General features: G+C 57.3%; 19 protein-coding genes and 1 tRNA gene. 7 read left to right on the plus strand and 13 right to left on the minus strand.

What is annotated here, in order from left to right:
- Positions 1-123: 123 nt before the first annotated feature.
- Positions 124-1,044 (minus strand): AAA family ATPase, encoded by a 921-nt coding sequence (locus MUG96_RS08690; RefSeq protein WP_246988404.1) that lies wholly within the window; start codon positions 1,042-1,044, stop codon positions 124-126.
- A gap of 2 nt (positions 1,045-1,046) precedes the next feature.
- Positions 1,047-1,934, minus strand: coding sequence for a hypothetical protein (locus tag MUG96_RS08695; protein WP_246988406.1), 888 nt, complete (start codon positions 1,932-1,934; stop codon positions 1,047-1,049).
- Positions 1,935-2,557: 623 nt separating this feature from the next.
- Here MUG96_RS08695 and MUG96_RS08700 point away from each other — a divergent pair.
- Entirely contained in the window at positions 2,558-3,868 is a 1,311-nt protein-coding gene (locus tag MUG96_RS08700; protein WP_246988408.1) for a hypothetical protein, read from the plus strand.
- A gap of 433 nt (positions 3,869-4,301) precedes the next feature.
- Here the strand turns inward: MUG96_RS08700 and MUG96_RS08705 are convergent, their stop codons facing one another.
- The 3 genes from MUG96_RS08705 to MUG96_RS08715 all read right to left on the minus strand — a co-directional run bounded on the left by MUG96_RS08705 (position 4,302) and on the right by MUG96_RS08715 (position 6,381).
- On the minus strand, positions 4,302-4,454 hold the full coding sequence (locus MUG96_RS08705) for a DUF7837 family putative zinc-binding protein (RefSeq protein WP_246988410.1): 153 nt from the start codon (positions 4,452-4,454) through the stop codon (positions 4,302-4,304).
- Between the two features lie 575 nt (positions 4,455-5,029).
- Entirely contained in the window at positions 5,030-5,515 is a 486-nt protein-coding gene (locus tag MUG96_RS08710) for a DUF8115 family protein (protein ID WP_246988412.1), read from the minus strand.
- Positions 5,512-6,381, minus strand: a complete 870-nt coding sequence (locus tag MUG96_RS08715) for a ParA family protein (RefSeq protein WP_246988414.1) — start codon at positions 6,379-6,381, stop codon at positions 5,512-5,514. The genes MUG96_RS08710 and MUG96_RS08715 overlap by 4 nt, the downstream gene beginning before the upstream one ends.
- A 426-nt stretch (positions 6,382-6,807) precedes the next feature.
- Here MUG96_RS08715 and MUG96_RS08720 point away from each other — a divergent pair, with 426 nt between their 5' ends.
- A complete protein-coding gene (locus MUG96_RS08720) occupies positions 6,808-8,622 on the plus strand; it encodes a hypothetical protein (RefSeq protein ID WP_246988416.1) in 1,815 nt (604 codons plus the stop codon).
- Between the two features lie 210 nt (positions 8,623-8,832).
- Entirely contained in the window at positions 8,833-10,041 is a 1,209-nt protein-coding gene (locus MUG96_RS08725; RefSeq protein WP_246988418.1) for a tyrosine-type recombinase/integrase, read from the plus strand.
- Between the two features lie 258 nt (positions 10,042-10,299).
- Here MUG96_RS08725 and MUG96_RS08730 read toward each other — a convergent pair whose 3' ends face one another.
- The 5 genes from MUG96_RS08730 to MUG96_RS08750 all read right to left on the minus strand — a co-directional run bounded on the left by MUG96_RS08730 (position 10,300) and on the right by MUG96_RS08750 (position 14,037).
- Positions 10,300-11,484: a hypothetical protein gene (locus tag MUG96_RS08730; RefSeq protein WP_246988420.1), complete on the minus strand. Its 1,185-nt coding sequence runs from the start codon at positions 11,482-11,484 to the stop codon at positions 10,300-10,302.
- 300 nt (positions 11,485-11,784) lie between these two features.
- Complete coding sequence (locus tag MUG96_RS08735; protein ID WP_246988422.1) at positions 11,785-12,264, minus strand: type II toxin-antitoxin system VapC family toxin; 480 nt, start codon at positions 12,262-12,264, stop codon at positions 11,785-11,787.
- A gap of 11 nt (positions 12,265-12,275) precedes the next feature.
- Positions 12,276-12,545, minus strand: a complete 270-nt coding sequence (locus MUG96_RS08740; protein WP_246988424.1) for an AbrB/MazE/SpoVT family DNA-binding domain-containing protein — start codon at positions 12,543-12,545, stop codon at positions 12,276-12,278.
- 119 nt (positions 12,546-12,664) lie between these two features.
- Positions 12,665-13,768, minus strand: a complete 1,104-nt coding sequence (locus tag MUG96_RS08745) for a tyrosine-type recombinase/integrase (RefSeq protein WP_246988426.1) — start codon at positions 13,766-13,768, stop codon at positions 12,665-12,667.
- A gap of 194 nt (positions 13,769-13,962) precedes the next feature.
- Positions 13,963-14,037 (minus strand) — tRNA-Glu (locus tag MUG96_RS08750).
- A gap of 122 nt (positions 14,038-14,159) precedes the next feature.
- On the opposite strand from MUG96_RS08750, the gene MUG96_RS08755 reads away from it, so the two are divergent.
- Entirely contained in the window at positions 14,160-14,519 is a 360-nt protein-coding gene (locus tag MUG96_RS08755; RefSeq protein ID WP_246988428.1) for a hypothetical protein, read from the plus strand.
- Between the two features lie 32 nt (positions 14,520-14,551).
- Here MUG96_RS08755 and MUG96_RS08760 read toward each other — a convergent pair whose 3' ends face one another.
- Positions 14,552-15,814 (minus strand): helix-turn-helix transcriptional regulator, encoded by a 1,263-nt coding sequence (locus MUG96_RS08760; protein WP_246988430.1) that lies wholly within the window; start codon positions 15,812-15,814, stop codon positions 14,552-14,554.
- Between the two features lie 171 nt (positions 15,815-15,985).
- Here MUG96_RS08760 and MUG96_RS08765 point away from each other — a divergent pair, with 171 nt between their 5' ends.
- The 3 genes from MUG96_RS08765 (at position 15,986) to MUG96_RS08775 (ending at position 17,037) form a co-directional block, all read left to right on the plus strand.
- Positions 15,986-16,282 carry an Htur_1727 family rSAM-partnered candidate RiPP gene (locus MUG96_RS08765; RefSeq protein WP_246988432.1) on the plus strand — a complete coding sequence of 99 codons (297 nt, stop codon included), beginning with the start codon at positions 15,986-15,988 and terminating at the stop codon, positions 16,280-16,282.
- 188 nt (positions 16,283-16,470) lie between these two features.
- Complete coding sequence (locus MUG96_RS08770; RefSeq protein WP_246988435.1) at positions 16,471-16,707, plus strand: DUF2249 domain-containing protein; 237 nt, start codon at positions 16,471-16,473, stop codon at positions 16,705-16,707.
- An 81-nt stretch (positions 16,708-16,788) separates the two neighbouring features.
- The gene (locus tag MUG96_RS08775; protein ID WP_246988437.1) at positions 16,789-17,037 is read left to right on the plus strand and encodes a DUF7385 family protein; all 249 of its coding nucleotides are present in this window, start codon (positions 16,789-16,791) and stop codon (positions 17,035-17,037) included.
- Between the two features lie 267 nt (positions 17,038-17,304).
- On the opposite strand, the gene MUG96_RS08780 is transcribed toward MUG96_RS08775, so the two are convergent.
- Positions 17,305-17,754, minus strand: a complete 450-nt coding sequence (locus tag MUG96_RS08780; RefSeq protein WP_246988438.1) for a universal stress protein — start codon at positions 17,752-17,754, stop codon at positions 17,305-17,307.
- Positions 17,755-17,823: 69 nt separating this feature from the next.
- Complete coding sequence (locus MUG96_RS08785; RefSeq protein ID WP_246988439.1) at positions 17,824-19,050, minus strand: acyl-CoA dehydrogenase family protein; 1,227 nt, start codon at positions 19,048-19,050, stop codon at positions 17,824-17,826.
- Between the last annotated feature and the right edge of the window lie 68 nt (positions 19,051-19,118).

The raw sequence follows: 19,118 nt of genomic DNA on the forward strand, positions 1-19,118 counted from the left end.
CGTTGATGGAACGAGTTCTTGAGTTGGCAGCTTGGGCGAGAAGTCTCCGTCCTCACCCAGCGAATCATCGGTAAGCGGGCTCGACCTGATACGTTAGGGGATCTTCTCCACGGATTGATCCCCTCAGCGTCGATCAGGACAGATAGTCACGGGTTGCGAAGCTCGGAAGGTGCTATTTGTGTCGTTGAGATGTTCTGAGACAGCGGTTGCCAGGTGTTTCGATCTGATTTCGCTGTCTCCTTGTTCAACGGCATACCGCGCGGCTTCCGTGACAAGAGTCGTGAGAGCGGCCGCTGATACCCCTTCTGTTTCCGTTGCAATCCGCGACACGTCTTCCGCAGGGACCTTTGATGGTCGATTGGCCAGTTGTTGCTTGAGGATTGCAGCACGCGTCTCCTCGCTAGGCATTGCGAACTGGAATTCGCGGTCAATGCGTCCGCTTCGGACCGCAGCAGGGTCAAGCTCATCGCGGCGATTCGTCGTCCCCACGAACAGTGTCTCGTTCTCGGTGGTCCGCTCCAAGTATGCGAGGAATTCCGAAGTGACCTTGTTATCCTCTTGGTGCTGCTCGGTCCCGCCGCGAGCGGGGAGCAGTGTGTCGATTTCCTCCGCGAGAATCACCGCGTGGCCATATCGCTGCCCGATGTGGGCAGCCTCGCGAAACAGTTGTTGAACGCGGTCTGTCGATTCATTGAGCCACCGGCTCTGTAATCGACCGCACGTAACGACTACGTAGGGGTAGCCGAGTTCGCCGGCCAACGCAGTTGCAGAGTGAGACTTGCCTGTGCCGGGTGGCCCCGCGAACAGCAGATTCGGCACGTCGACGTTGAATCGACGATACTCGCTGCGTTTCGGACCGAGTGGACGCACGGCAGTACGTCGAAGCTCTCGTTTGAGTTGGTCGAGGCCACCCACATCGTCCAAGCTGCGGTCGGGTGCAGTCCGCCACGGGAACGACAGGTCGATGTCGACCTCGGATTGCAGGCCGACGGGGTCACCCGCGTCGTCGTCACTGGGTTGAGACGGTGTGTCTGTTGCCGTCATGGTTACACCGGGCGGATATCGTGGGCAGCAACTGTCGGAGAGGTTCCGTGTTTCTCAATGATCTCCCGGACGCCTCGCTTCTCTCCGACGTCACTGACGAGCTCAACGATTCGATCGACGTTCAGGGGGATATTGTACCGTGTTCGGAGCCGGCGCGCGTACGCCGGATCGCCTTCAGAGAGGGTCACATCATGGGTTTCCTGATCACGGAGTGCGAGGCGAATCACCGCCAGGTCTCTGAAATCTCGAAGACCGAGCTTCTGTGCTCGCCAGTCCTGCTTGCTGGCTTGGTCATCGTCGTCGCCGCCATGGATGAAGTCATGGCAGTGCAGGCAGAGGCTCGTGCCGATGTCGGGCGTGTAGGACCAGTGGTGGTAGCTGAGATGGTCCATGTTGAGCTCGTCGAGGGAGCGGTCACAGAGCGGGCACGTGACGCTCCACTCCCAGTCCCACTCCTCGGCAAGCTCCTGGACTTCCTCCGTGAATTCACGCGTATGCGGGAGTCCGAGATTTTGGACGCCAATCCGGAACTTGTGCTCCCAATGCGCCTGGACGATTTCTCTGAGTTGTTCGACTGACGGCGGCGCGGTGCGAATGTTAGGAGCGATGACCGCGGACCACCGGTGAAGCTGCATGTCGCACTCGAAGCAGGGGATGTCGATTCGCACCGGTTCCTCGGAGAGTCCGGTGTACAGCCGTTTTGCTGTCTCGCCGCATCCCGGGCAGAGGACGATTGCTTCACCATCGCGGAAGCGCCCTTGGTCGATTGCTTCTTCAAGGACGATCGCGTAGTCCGGGTCTGGATTTGCAGGTGGCTCTGCTGGATTCTGTACTACGTGGTTGTGATCGTGACCGTGCGATTGATGGGCGCAGGTAACGTCGTTTTGCATGGGTTGATCTCTCCTGAGAGAAACCCGGCCCGGGTGCTGCAACACCCGGGCGTTAACGCCCCGATGGGACCGGACTTCTCCACCCATGAGTAGAAGTTGCACTAGTATAAAAAGTCGCAAAACAGCCGAGGAGCAGGTGGGTTGCCACCAGCGAAGTCTTGCAAACGCGGGTGAGGGTAGCGAAAGCGAATGCACTGCCGTCCCACACACTGACACACCTCATTTTCCGAGATCTGTTCGTGCCGACGGGCAGGTCCGTCAATACTCGCGAATGGGGGATTGCACACGCCGATTCGCGCAGTGTGTGCAGAACGAGAAGCAGGAAGATATCGATGTGTAACCACCGGCCGTCGCAGTAAATCGACACTGTCAGTGGCCCCGTCCCCACTGCTGGTGAAGACTGCCTTTACCCCTGCGGAGGTGAACGGGATTGGCTACGCGTACTCTTCACCACCGACGGCAGCAACGTCGGGATAGTTGCGGCCCTCCCAGGCACTCAACCGCGCGTTGTCGATGCCTTCGTCGGCTACCAGCGCGCCGACGGACTCCAGTGACTCACCAACAGCGGCGCGGTCCCGAACCGGGGGCTAACCCTTTTTCAATAGGTGTGGGTACGAAAGCCTATGACCGTCTTTCCACCCCAACTTGACCCCCGCGAGAATGAGGAGTACGAGGAACGTTCAGTCCCGATTCCCGACTGGCAGCGCCACGCAGTAGAGCTTGATGTCGATGCGGACGGGCACGAGGTCTACTGTTTCAGAGATCCGTATGCGATAGGAGGGTATGATGTCCCAGAAAGTCATCCATCACGATTCGGTGACATTAACCCAAATAAAAACGGGCCCGATATGTCACTCTGGCCGATTGAAAAATATGACCCAGGGGCACCCGGTGACGGGTCTCTCACCAAGCACGACCTGAACTGTCGCATGTCTGCATTCCCTATACCACACGTCAAGTGGGTCACAGACGAGTACATTACTGAGCGAGCAAAATACAACGACACCGCGGTGGAAGTCCCATACGAGAACCTCCCACGGTGGAGGCAACCAGACAAACGGTCGCTCAGCGGAACTGTCAAACTAAAACCGTCCGCACCGCGGATGAAACTCACCAAGCACCGAAAAGAGGGGCTTCGGCGCGAGGTCAACTTCTACAACGGAAGAGAAGTCCGCGGCGCCCACATTCTCTTCGACAAACTCCCAGATGTCATGACAATTCTCGGGGACATCCCTGATGACGAACTGTACCGATTATATGCCGATCCGAGCAGGCCGCCAGAAATCATCGAGAGATTCCGCGATCACGATTGGTTCGAAAAAGAAGCATCGGTCTTTCTCAAGCCACAGAGAATCCTCAGAAAGAAGGTCTGGTATGCACCCACTCTCGCCGCAAAGAAACTCGTGAACGCACGTGATGACCTCCCCAGCTTCCGGGGTGACCCAATGGAAGGGCTTGAACATCGCGTGACCGTCGGTCTCGCCGCTGTCTACCTCACATTCGAGGGGTACGACATCGACACCTACGTCTCGTTCGGTGACTACAATGTCGATCTCGTCGCAACCAGGCCCGGCGAACGGAAGTTCGTGGAGGTCATGACCGGCCACAACAACTGGAAGCTACACCGTGAGACATATCGGAAACTCTCAGACCTGCGCGATCACGGAACACCACTGGTCGCGTTCGACTCCCGCAAAACAGCTTACCAGATTCTCAACCACTGGCACAATCAGGATCTCGCGATCCTCCCCCATGGGACATTCGACACGGAGTTCAACATCAATGATGGCCGTGACCAGATCCAAACTGCGTACAACTTGGGACCAAAGTTCTGTAACATCGCAGACTGGTGGACGACCGAGTGGCTCTGGCGCAACTCCATCGGGAGTGACCGCACAATCAACCGCGACGATGTAATATCACTCACGTGGTAGGTGACCCATTTCCCAGTATCACTGCTAACCCCCTCTAATGGGGGTACATCACTAGTGTATTACTGGTCTTCTATGCCGGTACTGCCTACGCCGATATCAAGCCGTGTGACCCGTTCCACAGTTGGTTTTTGCCGGGAAACTAAGCCAATGACCAAAATAATTGTCGGTAACTGTATGTTTTTGCATATATGAACCGCTGTATGAATCCTTGTATGGGTGCCTACAGTACTGCCGTAGGACCGATCCGAATCACTCAACTACTACCTGTGAAAACCCAGTACATTCTATCACACTCTATAGAATCCCGTTCAAAACAGGGAACGGCACTTCGCGTATACTTTGATTAATCTGATACCACTATCGTTAGCCAAGAGAAATACTCGCCCACGCCGGTCGTCATCTATGCGGTCCCGAAAGGACACAAAACCCGGCTTCATTCCGGCGCTACAACGTCTTCGCACACCGGACACTCAGCCCAGACACCGTCAGTACCGTCGTCCTTCTCGTACTCGACCAGTAGCCACGCTTCGGGGATAGACTCACCACAGTCCGGGCACCGACCGAGAGCAGATTCATCGGTGTTCATGGAAGGGGAATGGAAGGAGCGTGTGACAGCCTTCCTTCCGTGCGTCCCTGTGGAGTCCTCGAAGGTAAGTTTTCGGCGGGATTGTCGGTCACAGACACCGGGTTTCCACTGAAACAAGTCGTCCGCCACAGTTAATCCGTTGTCACCTGTAGTTCGAAAGACGATGGGGGTCCGCACAGTCCTCACTCGGCTACTCCCCGGAGGCGGGTCGAACGTAGTCGTTGAGTGTCGCAACTGCGGAACGAGCGTCTCGCCGGGGACCGAAGAGTGTCCAGACTGTGGGGACACCGAGTTCTCTCGATACGAGATACCGGAATAGGTCGTCGGGTAACTTGGAATCCGCGGCACCGATGATGGCGCCCTCGTTGGTATCCTCACAACGGCTGATCTCATCCACTATCTACCTCGACTGAGGGACACGATTCTCCGCAGACGATATGACTTCGCCGATCAGTGAGAGCCCTGTATCAACCGCGTCTGTGATGGAGACTGGACACGAATTCCACCTCCCCGGTGTGTGGGAGTCACCCAGTTTCATGGATACAGGATCCTTGCTCAGAGAATGTATCGCTAGGCTATAAATCGGAGACGGCTCGACGTTTGATGACTTCTTCCAAGGCTGATGTAACATCTGGCGCTACTTCATTTAGGCCTGCATATAGGATGATACGGACGATTTCACTCTGTGAGTTAGACTCCTCCGGTTGTACAGAGAGTGCTTCCTGTAGATCATTACTGGTAGACCCGACAATATCAGGATGTTCCTCGAGAGTGTCCAACACTGCCGCGAATTGCTCATCCCACACACTGATTACCTTATCATTCCCTTCCAAGTCTTCTAAACGAGCATCAAGGGCATCCATCAGCTCGGTGGCCTCATCCGAATTCCGATCATTGCTTGTGGAAGGTGGTGTCTCTTCCGACGACTGTTCATCGCCAGCATTCGTCTCAGAGGGAGAGCCTGAATCCGACTCCATGTTCTCTGCTGCTTGGTCTATTCGGCTGCCAGTTTTTGCCCGGTCACGAAACTCGTCTAACCTCATCTCATCAGCGTCAGTCATGCCTGAATCACCGACGGTTTGAGACGTTCGATGAGTGCCTCTGCATTTGCAATAAACGCAGATCGGGCACGCTCTGCTGTATCTGAGGGGCTATCCTTTCGGAACACTGTGTGACCTCTGTCAGCGGCAGTTCGAATGTCTTGGCTCTTCGGAATATGCCGCGGTGCGATAGTCTCGGAGAACTCATCTTGGAAGGTGTTCAGGTACTCGCGCGCCAACCGTGTCCGCATGTCAACCATGCTGGGCACGACCATTGTCAATTCCATATCGGCCGACAGTGTTTCGCGCATTGCACCGATATCGGTCCGCAGTTGCTGCGCCTGTCCTTCCTCGAATGTGCCCATTTCTACCGGCGCAATCACGTTGCCTGCTGCCCATAGCCCGTTGTACGTGATGTTGTCTGAGTGACCTGGGAGATCAATCAGAACGATATCGTACCGTAACGGGTCTACGTAATCGTCAAGAAACTTCGCGAACCGGGAATACCGCTCTTGTGGATCGTCGACTCTGGCCAATTCAGCTTCGACGCCGTCAAGGCCAGGGTGTGCCGGAAGCAGATCCACGAGTTCACCCGTTGAGTATATCAATTCCTCAACTGGCTGTTTACCAATCCTGTCTGCAATTGCTGGCCACTCGTCCTGAAATACGGTGGAAATGTTCGGCCAGGCCTCATCCTCTTCGATGGCCTGCTGATACTGACTCCAGATCCCGAATACCTGGGCGAGATCGCCCTGTTTGCCGGCAAGATCAACCAGCAACACGTCATGGCCTTGGCGAGCAGCAGCGACACCTAGATGGGCTGCAACGGTCGTTTTTCCTGTGCCGCCCTTGTCAATAAAGGTAGCCGCCCGGAGTGTCTCACTCAAGGGGTGTCACCTCGTTGTTCGGACATCGCGTATCCAGACTGTCATTCATATCTATATACCTATCATCTGAAAGTAGGGGGATCTCACGGAAAAACCTCAGCCAGACATTCACACAAACAGGCAATATCTAAAGGTCTGCTTAAAAAGAAACTCAGATCGGTCTAATTATCGGGAATTTATCAGGGTATACTGTCGGAAAGATTGGAAATCGCAGGATGGCGAAACACCTCGTGGTTAAATCCGATTCCTCGGGTCGGGCTTCGAAACGGAACCGAATTTGATATCCGTGTCATTTCACGGCTTGTTTGAAGCATGGGATGCTGTTTCGAAGGTGGAAAATGCGTCGACAATGCCCGATCTGCTTGTAAGGAAACTCTATACGATAGCGTCACTTCTCAACTCATTTCAGATACGCCAATACCGACATTGGTTGACGCGATTCCAACGATAGGAAAGACGAGTGCTGCCGCGCAGTTTGCAGCTGAACTTTGCGAGGGTGAGAGGGATACTAAGCTGACCTATCTAACGCATCGGACGGCGAACCGTGAGCAGTTCGAGGAAATGATCCGCCAGCATGTGAGTGACGGGTCGGTAACCGATATGGTTCACCTGCCCGTACTTGAGGATGATTGTCCAACAGCACGAGGTGACCATGGAAGTGGATGGCAAAGTCGTCTCATCTCGCTCCGCGATCAAGGCCTGTCTCCGGCTTCGCTTCACCGGAATCAGAAGATTGGACTTCCCTGTGGAGGGACCGAGTGTCCTTATCTGGACTGGTGGACCAATGACGAATCTAGCGACGTTTTCATCGGCCACCTCTCGCACGCGTATGTACCAGAGATTGTGGACGAGAGAGTGGTGATCATTGATGAGGATCCTGGTGACGCGTTTCAAACGCGATTCAGCGCGAGCGAACTACACCAGTTAGTGGGTCAGTTTCTGAAGCGAGACGATGATCTCCCAGTAAAGGATCTGGACTCATTGAAATTGCTCCGGCAGGATGAGTCTACGTTCGGAGATGCACGAGAGACGATCCATGAGTATGCTAGCGATGTTGATCCGTTCGATCTGGGGGGCGATATCGTTCAGAGTGGACATGGGCACGTAGATGCTGCTCTCGTCGTACAGGCACTGCTGGAACCAACAGTAGACGAGAAAGAAGGCCTCGAGGAAGGGTCTGAGACGTATCGGGTAGTATTAGAAAACGATGTTGAACACATACACCTGGCCGACTCAGTCGTCGTCGCGTACGATCCACAGAGTGGGGAATTGGCACTTCGAAACTCGCCTGATTTCTCGCGAACAGCTGCTTTAGTTGGTCTGGACGGGACACCAACCCCAGAACTTTGGAAAGGGCGACTCGGCGTCGACAAGCTATCACATGTACAGGTACTTTGCGATGAATGCCGGCAAAAGTATCTTTCAGACGTTCTCGGGTACCAGCTGATCCAGACATCGTCATATGTCAAACCATATAGCGGGGCACAACCGAAGCGAATCTCTTTTGAGAAGGATCGGGGTCTGTTGCACGAGGTTCAGCGTCGTGCTGACAGCCAAGTCGGCCTGATCACAACTAAGGGGGCCAAAACCAGGCTCCTGAGCTACGAGGACGAGAATGACGTTGCGATTCCAGACGAGTTGGTCGGTCACTACCGGAACATCAAGGGATCGAACGAATTCGAAGGTGACGAGGTGCAGATTGGCGTCATTATCGGTAGTCCACATCCTGGTCCAGACGAACTCCGGTTGTTAGCCGGACTCAACGGTGACATCTTCGATACCGAAGTCGTGGAAGAGACCCGGGACGGCCACCATTACAGTCGTCGTGAACCCGTCTCAGAGGCTGAACCGTATCTGAACCACGTTCGTGAAAATAGCGTGGCCCAAGCGATCCTTAGATTTGGGCGCCAGGACGGTGCGACAGTCTTCGTTCACACATCGGCTGTGCCGGAATGGATGCATGCTATCTGCAAGTCGGCATCAGTTGAACCACGTCCAGATGGAGAACAGGCCGTACTTCGGACACTAGAGTCTGGTGAAGAAGCGAGTACTGGTGAGATCGCGGATCATACTCCGTTCAGCACTGATACGGTTCGAAACCAGTTGAAGGAATTAGAGGAGCAGCAGGTAGTCGACAGACAGGGTGATCAGCATCGAATCATCTGGAAGGCAACTGATTCTCTACGCAGAGTTTCTCCAACTGCACGAGTCAAACTCTCTGTAACGGATTTTAGCCGCTAATTTCAAACTGCTGCACGAGTTGCTATAGCAAGCTCGCCGAATTTCTCTTGTAGAATCCTTACGGAAGACTCTACTACCTACTCAGCAACCGCAGCCCCGGCGGCGTCACCCTAGCAGAGTCGCAGTGCGGGTGACGCCTTCTCACCGCGCCCTGGGACGAGGACCAACGACCTCCTCGGCCAGTGGCCGGTGCGCGCCCGCGGTCCCACCATGAGTAGTGAAAATCACGCCGATGACTGCCAAGAGCAGTCAGAGGATCGCACGAATCGTAGCACTGACACTGACGCAGTCGCAGCAGGTACGGCTGATTCACGGCTTGATTTCGAGTTTATCTCACAAGAGAAAGTTGAACCGCTTAACCATCGCCAGAAGCAGATATACTGTCAGAAGCGTACGCGTTTCATCGAATACCTTCGAGAGAAGGGGAAAGTCCAATACAAAGAAGTCGGTTACGCTGAGGGGTCAGTTAAACCGATGGCCCGATTAATCCAACAGGTCTTCGAGTACGTGTGGGAAAATCAGGGTCATACAACGACGGACCTCACACAGGATCAGGCAGACGACTTCATCGACGCGTTGAGTGCTGATGAAATCCGACGGAACGACGGGGATCGGTACGATGGCGATTCCAAACGTAAGTTCAACGACGTACTTCGTTGCTGGTTTGAATGGAACAATGAGGACTGGGAGCCGGCAGTTACGTTCGAATCTGACGGACCAAGAGATAATTCTGATCCGTTCACGAAAGGCGAGATGGAGCGTCTTTGGCAGGCGTCTCTTGACTACAAATCAATCCCGACATACAACAACGTTGGCCCTGAGGAGCGTGACCGCTGGAAGGCTCATATCGCTCAGGAACTGGGGATTCCTAAAGAAGATGTCACACCGGAACACTGGACAGAGCGGAATACCAGTTGGAAAATCCCCGCACTCATTCGCACCACGAGGGAAACTGGTTGGCGCTGCGCTATGGTTGCCCGTCTGAAAATCCAGTGGTACAAACCTGAGACGCAGGTAATTGTGATTCCGCGAGAGGATGCAGTCAAAAATGACGTACAGTGGCGGCAGAAACTCTCAGACGAGGCTGCCGATACACTTGAGCGGTGGCTTGACCAGCGGAAAAATAAGACGAAATACGATGGTCGTGACGAGATTTGGCTCAACCGGGAATCCAATCCGTACTCCTCGGAAAATCTGAACAGACTACTGAACGATCTCATAGATGAGGCCGGAATCAACCCCAATGGGCGCAAGCTTACCTGGCATTCGTTCCGCCACTACGTCGCGACGTACACCTACCAGGAATACCGCGATCTGAAAATGGTGGCCGAGGTCCTCCGCCAGAAAACGAAGTCAGCTGCCGAACGGTACGTCCACGTTCCTGAGGAGATGAAAGAGCAGGCTGCATCACATCTCTGATGTGACGCTGGTCTGAACGTTTCACTGATTCAATCGGGAGTATTATACAACGGTTCATCCACCCGTTTTTCACTCTCTCGGCCCGCTCAGGACAGGGGATTGAGCTATCACGTTGAACGGCCTTCTGCCTAATATCTGTCACAAACTGCGTGCTGAATACAGGGCGCTAGTCTCGCACTAAGAATATTCAATAGCAGGGCATTCGATTACTGCTGGTTCGAGGCGGATTCTCGGTAAATCCAACCTCTTCAATGAGGATTACTGCGACTGGTTCTCGCTTAGTAGAGCCTCGATTGCTGGTCCGTCATTCGTCTCGAATAAGTCGCGGAGCTTCTTCAGGGATGTAACTGATTCCTCAAGCGCGTTTGAGAGTTCGACAGGATACCCGAGAACGAAGCGATTTGCCCCATCGTCTTCCATTCCAGCTCGGTCGCTAAACGCCGAGACCAACTCCTCACGAGATGAGGGATTATCAGCCGTCACCGCCTTTTTTGTGCCCTTTGGGAGGTTCTTCCGACCGACTAACCAGTTGAGCGGGAACTGCACTACCTCCAGTTCTGCCTCGATGACCCGATCAGCGAGTGCTTCTGCATTGTCGCACAGAAACTCTTGTAGAGCTTTATCCTGCCAAGGTCGGATCGCAAGTCCGACTCTCAGCTCCTGTGAGCGCTTATTCGATAGCATCGCATAGCACGTCTCGTTCGAATCACCAGATGCACCATCGCTGAACGTGAGCAACATCCAATCTGGGTCGATTGGTTTCCAGCCGGTCGATGTACCTTTCGGCTCCTTGATTGCCTGATATGGCCACCGTTCGCCGGTGTCGAGGCCGTCAATCTGGGTGGCGGCCTGTTTCCAGAGTTCCCATACACTCACACGAAATTCTTCTGTGTCGATACCATCGAATCCCTCGTAGCCGAATTCCCTGAACATCTTTTTTGCTCGTGAAATCGTTGGTTGCCACTCCTCACCTAATCCGCCTCCGCTGAACACAAACTGAGAAATTTTGAACCAACTTGTCCAGCGAATATCCGTGGATAACTCCTTGATGAGAGACGGTCTTCGAATATCCTCGGTGATTGCAATGAGTATAGGTTCTCGACCGTCTGCATTGTGCTCTAATTTCGCCAGTTCGCCTTCCAGTTGGCTCTTACTGAGGGAATCTCGTCGTTTAGACTCAAAGCCGACAATCTTCGAGGAGTCACCAATGGTGAAATCGATTTTTCGATCGGTGCCTTCGTCTCGATACGAAAGTGGTTCGAGGTCGGTTCCTTCCACCTTCGCGTCATCCTCAAAGGTGACTTCGTTTCCGAGAAGGTGATTCAGGAATCCCGCGTCGAGGGCAAGTGAGTCATCAACCAGGTCAGCAAAACAATTGTTGAACGTCTCCTCATCACGTATATCCTGATCTAATTGTCCATAAACTGTCCAACTGGGCTGCATCTACTTTACTAATCTATATCAAGAAGTAATAATCTGGTGGGAATGCCCGTAAGTCACCGCGGCGTCCTTCTCCAAGCGGCCCACAAACAGTGGAAGGCAGCAATGAACTCTTTCGTAGATAGCTACTAACTGGATTGAGAACACCTGTTCTACTGAACCTATGCTCTATATTCAGCAGCACTCCGAGAACACTAACGCAATTTGGTAGAATTGACAGCGGTAGGTTGGCAGGCACACTGAGCAGATCAAGTGTTCAATCTACGAACGTGTCACCACTCGGTACAGAGCATCCACGGACCGCTACCCCTGGATGTATGTTAACTTGCTGCGCTCGTCGGGCGGAATGGGATTAGTGTACGAAACCTCCTCACTGTCGCACAACTCGTCGAAGTCATCATCAGTCGTAATCAGGTAGTCAGCATCATATGTCCGTGCGAGCGCCAGGATGAACGAATCGTAGACATCGTGATTTTTCTCGGCGCTGATCTCGTATGCCTCCAGAAGCGTGGTCTCGGTTGCACCAACAATTCGTGCCGGACTCCGAACGAGCGATTGGATTGCGTTTCGAGCAGCAACTGCGTCCACCCCGAAGTTATTCGTCATGAGATACTGTGCCCGGAGCGGATAGTAGTCGAAGACGAGCAAGACGTTCGGCCCATCAAGAGCGTTCTGGATCCACGGAAACACATCGTCGTGCGCCGGATGATCGTCGGTCAGACCGATAGCGAGGACGTTCACGTCCGTGAGCACCGTTACTTCGGTCGGGAGCGAATCAGTCATCGGCTCTCCGATCACTGATCCATCGGCCCAAAGAGTGCGTCTCCCGCATCGGTTGGTGTCGTCTCATCCCAGTCATCTCGATTGGCTGTTGCTAGCTCAAGCTTCGAACTCGGCTGTGGGTTGACTTCGAGGACGGAGCCGACGAGCCTCGCCGGGAGCTCATCGTTCGATTCGATTCCCAACCGATCTCTGACCTCTTTCGGGAGGGTGACTCGGCCCCTATCGTCCACGGTGAGTGTCAGCTCTTCCTCGTGGCTTCCATCGATCGACGTTTTTCCCATTTTTCATCACCTAATACCCACTACTATACTGATATACAAAGCTGTTGTGCCCACGGAGTAGCGAGACGTCCGTATACCCACTGAGCGCGAGGACTCATGAGACCCGCTGTTTGAGAGATTCAGCCCATCCGATCTAATGCATCTCGACGATCCTCGACCGGTGTCTGATCGTACTTCATCGTCGTTTCGGGCGACTTGTGTCGCAACTGTGCCTGTGCGGCAGCCAAGTCCTCTTCACGGGTCATGTATGTCCCGACGGAGTGACGGATAGTGTACCAACTCATCTGACGGTTGTCCGTCTCTATGCCTGCGATATCACAAAGCTGGTGGAGCAGATATCGCAATGCGTACCCGCTATACGGGTTCTCTTCGCGGGTCAGCCAGAGTGCATCCGTCTCATCGTAATCTGAGTAGGTCTCACGCTCGGCCAGCCACCGGTTGAGGAACGTTGCAGTTCGCTCACGCAGACCGACGATCCAGTTGTCGCAATTCTTTGCGCTGTCTTCCTTTGGAATCCGAAGGACGGCATTCTCGACATCCACCCAGTCAGTAACTGCGCGTTCAACCTCTGTCGGACGGAGTCCAGCATCCAGGCTGGTCCAGACCAGCGAAGGAATTTTCCAGCCGTTTGCTCTGTCCCAGTCCGACGGTGCGATATCAGATTTCGGTTTCTCGAACCGCTGGGCGAGATATTCTTTCCACCGCTCTCGCTCCGCTGGCGGTAAGTTGTTGTAGCTCGGAACGCTTCCGTACTCGAGGGCCGCGTCCCGGATTTGACTCCGCTCGTCCTGTGTGAGATAATCCCGAGGTTGGGTACTCTTGTCTTTAGCGAATGTGAAATCGGGTACCCACTCGCCATCACCGCGCTTGTGGTGGCGCCACTTGAACAGCATCTTCACCGATTTCATGCAGTTCGTCTTGTGGGTGTTACTGTAGTCACTCCGCGCGAGATGGTCCATCCATGCATCGGCGTGATCGTGGGAGATATTTACAGTGTATCCGCCTTCTGCGTCCCAGACCCAGCGGTAAAACTGGTCCATGCGGTATGATCGAGGTTTGACGGTTCCCTCGGCGTATCCCTCAGCCCGATCGGGATTCTTCCCGAACGTGAGTAGCCACTGGAGACAGTCCGTTCGTTCTTCTCTGTAGTCCAGTAGCTGACGCTGATTGAGATACGATTCAGACGGTTCTGTTACGACTGGGAAGTCCGACAGATCCGTCATGCATGATCACGCTCCGGCCACCCGCGATTTGTCACTAATCGTTTGAATCCTTCGAGTCCACATGGTCTGGCAATAACGCTAATCGCAATACGGCAGCCGGTTCCACGATTCCTGCGAATCACATTGGTCACTGACATTGGTGAATACACCAGTGGGTCGCAGGCAAAAACCACGGGACAGCGAAGGGATAGGAGTGCTCCGACAGGGATTTGAACCCTGGTCATTGCCGTGAGAGGGCAATATGATTGGCCGGACTACACCATCGGAGCGTACACCGTTTGATAGCCACGATTGATGTTTAACAGTTCCGTTTCGCGCCCGCCGTGTGGCGATGTGCCAGGCCGTGGACCGGACCAGCAGCGTTAACGCGTCTCCTCCGTTACGCGTGGCAGTGCCCCGGATTCGAGCCGTCGCTCCGTTCCTCCTTTTCGCCTCGCTGTCGGGGTTCTCGTTCCCTGCCATCAGCATCGGATTGGAGGCACTTCTCCCCGTCCTGTTCACGGCCTTCCGGGACGACGTGGCCGCCGTGCTGTTGCTCGGGGCGGCGTCCGTCCGCTCGCCGGGTCGGGAGTGGTTACCGACCCTACAGGCCGACCGGTTCGCGGTGTTCGCGGCCGGGGTGTTCCTCATCGCGGGCGTGGTCCTGCTCGACGAGTACGTCGCGCCCGTGTCGCTGGTCGGGTTCGCCGTCATTTTCCTCGGGTCCGTCTTGCTGAAACGGCGCGCCATCGCCGCGTTGCTGGACGTTTGACCCGGAGAAGGGGCCGGTCGATACCGGGCGTGTCAGGAGTCGTCGTCGAACGGCGAGCCCGCGGCGTCCGGTTCGTGGCCTTTCAGGCTCACGATGTTCTCGCGACCGACACGGAGTTTGCTGATGTCGCCCTCGTCTTCCATGTCCGAGAGGAGCATGCTCACCTTGGATTTCGACCACCCCGTCTCGTCGACGATGTTGGCCTGCTTCATCCGGCCGCCGTTGTCTTCGAGCATCTGCAGGACCCGGTCCTCGTCGGTCAACAACTCCTCGTCGGGGACTGCCGGTTCGGACGACGTGGCCGCTGCCCCGCCAGCAGCCGCCGCGTCGGTGTCGGCCGCCTCGGCATCGGCGGTTTCCGCGGCCCCGGCGCTCGATCCCGAATCCGTGGTGGTCGAGCCGAACGCGCCCGACCGCCAGACTGCACCTGCCGCGAGCCCGACAACGAGCACGACCAGGCCCGCGAGCATCATGGGGAACGAACTGTCGGACCCGTCGTTGCCGCCCGCGCTCGTGTTCCGTGTCACCGCCGATTCGCCCGTCGTCGTGGGACCGGTTCCACCCGAGTCGGTGGTCTCCTGGGCCGGGACGAGGACGACCCGTGGGTGGTTATCAGTGAACTGCTGTTCGCCGATCCAGGTAAGCGTCTCGCTGTCGGCGAGGGTGCTCCCGGAGACCTCGTCGGGCGTGGGCTCGGTTCGCTCGGCGTCGAACGCCAGCCCGGGGCCAGCCTCGAACACGAGCCACTGGTCCCCCGCGATGTAGAAGCCGCCGTCGAAGATGTCGGCGATCCGGACCCCGTCGTCCTCCACGACGCCCAGGTTCGTCCAGACGAACGACACCTCGACGATGCCGCGGTTGCCCGGTGGCACGACGCGGGCGCTCCGGGAGAAGTTCCGGGCGGTCATCTCGCGACCCGTCGTATTACTCGCAGTGCGGGTGAGCGCTCGCGACCGCTCACGGTAAGTTCGGTAGAAATCCGTCTCCTCGGACTCGAAGCGGTCGGCGAACGTACGAAACTGCTCGCGCTCGCTGTCGTTTGCCAGCGGGCGCACGAACAGGAAGGTCCAGCGTGCCGACCCGTTCCGGAACACCTCGATCTCGAAGGTGCTGCGCGCGAACTCGCCTTGCGTGGCGACGGCCAACGGCGGCGACACCGACTCGGCGGGGTCTCGCTCACCCGCCTCGGCGTCGTCTGTCGGGCGCGCCTGGTCGATGCCCACGGCAAATCCGCCGACAAGCACCGTCCCGACCAGCAGAACACAGACGAGCATCACCGACAGCGAGCGAGACATCTACCCGTGATTGGACTGCCCCGATTGATAAAAACACTGTGCTACTCCCTGTCCCGACCGGCCGTCACGGACCGGTCTCGCGTCAGTCACCCGGTGTGCCGGCAGTCCTGCCGGCAGAGGCCGAAACCGTTCGGAGAAATCGTTTTCCCCATCGGATAAGACGATCCACGTATGGTCGAACGACACGAGCGTGCGAGCATCGGCGATCACCCACGGAGCGACCGTGAGACCGAGTGGGAGGTGTTCGTCCGCGACGACACCGAGGACCCGCTTCGCCACGTCGGGAGCATCACTGCGCCGGACGCCGAGGTCGCGTACGAGCAGGCGACGAAACTGTTCGCCTGGTACGCCGACGACCTGTGGCTCTGCCCCGCGGACCCGATCCACCGGTTCTCGACACACGACCTGGACCGCGACGCGGAGGCCGTCGCGGTCGAGACGGAGGGAGAACCGCGGAGCTTCGAGTGACTGGCTCGGAAAAAACGGGGCGATGGCTCCAGTGCCCCGGGTAACGCGGTAGTGCCGAAACGTGACAGCCCCGCGTGGCCGTCACCGTCGATACAGTCACGGGCCTGCGAATCGACGGTTTCCCCGAACCCATTCGACCGAACGTCATCGCGAAAATACCCTTCCCAGTCTCCGCCGAACGCACTCGTATGGCAGTCGACCCCCACTCGGAACCGACCCGCGAACTGGACGTCAGAACCGTCGACGGCGAGCCGTTCGACCCGATCACCGACGCGCTCGACGACCTCGGTTCCGACGAGACACTCCTGCTCGTCAACAGTTTCGAGCCCGTGCCGCTGTACGACGTGCTGGACCGTCGCGGCTTCGTCCACGAGACCACAGAGGTCGCCGACGACGAGTGGCACGTCCGTATCGAGCACGCGTGACCCACTCAAGCCGTGGCGGTCGGCGGGCACTGCTCCCCCACGGCCCCGACATTCATCACGGAGCCACCGCTTTCCTCCCGCATGGAGCAACTGGGCAACGGTGACGGCCCCATCGATCTCCACGACTACCGGTACGGGCTGAAACTCCGCAAACAGACCCGGGAAACGAGCCTCTGGACGAACGAGGAACCCTTCGCCTGTCCCGCCTGCGGCGAGCCCTTCGAGGGACTGTTCACTTCCGAGAAACGCCACAACACGTTCACACCGGGCGACGCGACGCCGTTCTGCATCGTCCGCGAACCGGACCGGATACTCATGTTCCGGCATTAACACGACTGGACAGTCCCACTTCGGACCCGCGGTCTTCGACTGGAGAACTCCCCGCAAAGACCGCGACCGGACCGCCGAATCTCCGGGCGAAACGCCCCCCATAGAACCGGAGTCCTGTCGCACACGGAACAGAACGGGTGCCCGACAGCGGCAGGGTGACTCGTCGCTCTCGCGTACCCAGACCCACCGCATCCCCGGAACTTCCGCTGGAAATCCGCTGGACGGGACCGACGAGAACCAGCAATAATCTCCGGTCGAAACGTGCGGTCAGTCGGCGTGGCGGACGATGTGAACGTCGTACTCCGGGTCTTTCGAGATGGGGCTGCCGACGCTGGAGATCGGCGTCGAGACCCGACCCGCGTTCTCGCTGCCGATGAAGACGATGGAGGCGTCGACGTCGTAGGCCACTTCTCGAATGGTGCGGGTGATGTCGTCGATGACCGTCGCGGTCATCGAGTCGCTCTCGCTGGGTCGTTCACACCGAAATTCCGCGTGAGGGGCGTGCTCGGCGACCGCCCGCTCGAAGCGGTCGCAGATGGTCTCGTGGTCGTAGTCCTCACCGGCATCGATCCAACCGCGTTCGAGCGCGAACCCCTCGTCGTCGGGGACGACCGTCAGGGCGACGATGGGCTCGTCGCGGTAGTCCGCGAACTCCTCGGCACGGTCGAGTGCCGTCGTCGACAGATCGGAGCCGTCGTACGGAACGAGCAGTGTCATGCTCCGGGCTTTGGCGGCCCGCGGGATAAACACGGGGGCGACGGCAAGGATGGCCCGACTGCGCGCCTATCACAGCACGCCCATCTGCTTGGCGATGGTGTTGAGCTGGATCTCGTCCGTTCCCTCGACGATCCGGAGGATGCGCGATTTCAGCAGGCTGTCCATGTAGGGGTTGTCCTCGGAGAGGCCGTTGCCGCCGTGGACCTGCACCACGTCGTCGGCGATCTCCCAGGCCGTCGTCGTCGCCAGCCACTTGAAGATCGACGACTCCTCGATGGCCTGGTCGCCCTCGTCCATCTGCCAGGCGAGCCGGAGCCCCGCCGCGTCGGCCGCGTACGTCTTCGCCCGCCCGCGGGCGAGCTTGTGGGAGACGCCCTGGAACTTCCCGATGGGGCGCCCGAACGCCTCGCGGTCGTTCGCGTACTCCGCGCCGGCGTCGATCAGTCGTTGAGCCATCCCGACGGCCTCCGCGCCGAGTTCGAGCCGGCCGAGCGAGAGGAAATCCATCGCGTTGTAGAAGGCCGTGTCCGGGGAACCGAGGACGCGATCCACACCGACGCGCACGTCGTCGAGGAGCACCTCGGCCTGCATTCCCTCCAGCCCGACGGCGTTGTTCATCGACCCGATCTCGTACTCGTCGTTCTCGACGATGAAGCAGGTGATGCCGCCGTACCGGCCAGCGTCCTCCTGTGGCGTCGTCCGCGCGAACACCTGGATGAAGTCGGCGTAGGGCGCGTTCGTGATCCACTGTTTCTGCCCGTTGATGACCCACTCGTCGCCGTCTTTCTCGGCGGTCGTGCTCATGTTCGGCGAGTCCGAGCCGACGCCGGGTTCGGTCTGCCCGAACGCCGTCGATTTCTCGCCGGCGATGGTCGGTTCCAGGTACGTCTCGACCTGGTCGCCCTCGGCCTGCAGGAGGAGGGGTTTCGGCCCCTCGGGACCCGCGAGGACGTGTTCGGTCAGCCCCGTCTCGTGGCTCGCGACGTGGCGTTTCGCCCGGTACCAGGTGACGTTGGACACGTCCTCGCCGCCGTACTCCTCGGGGAGGTTCATCGCGTAGAAGCCCGCGTCCGCGCTCTTCTTTCGGACCGTCTCGATGGCTTCCTGCACCTCGGGCACCAGCCGACCGTCCGGCTCGTGGCGGAGTCGTGGGTTCGCGTACGTCTCCCCCAGTTCGCTCTCCAGGGGTTCGACCTCCTGTTCGATGAAGTCGTCGAGGCTGTCGAGGATCAGCCGCGTCTCCTCGTCCGTCTCGAAACTGACGCCGGCCTGTGGCGTCTGGTCCTGTGTTGCCATACCACAGTAAATCGACCGAGCGTGTATCAATTTATCCCCTCTCGACCGTGGCGGCCACCCCCGCGACC

This window comes from Halorientalis marina, from assembly GCF_023028345.1.
Classification (GTDB): Archaea; Halobacteriota; Halobacteria; order Halobacteriales; family Haloarculaceae; genus Halorientalis; species Halorientalis marina.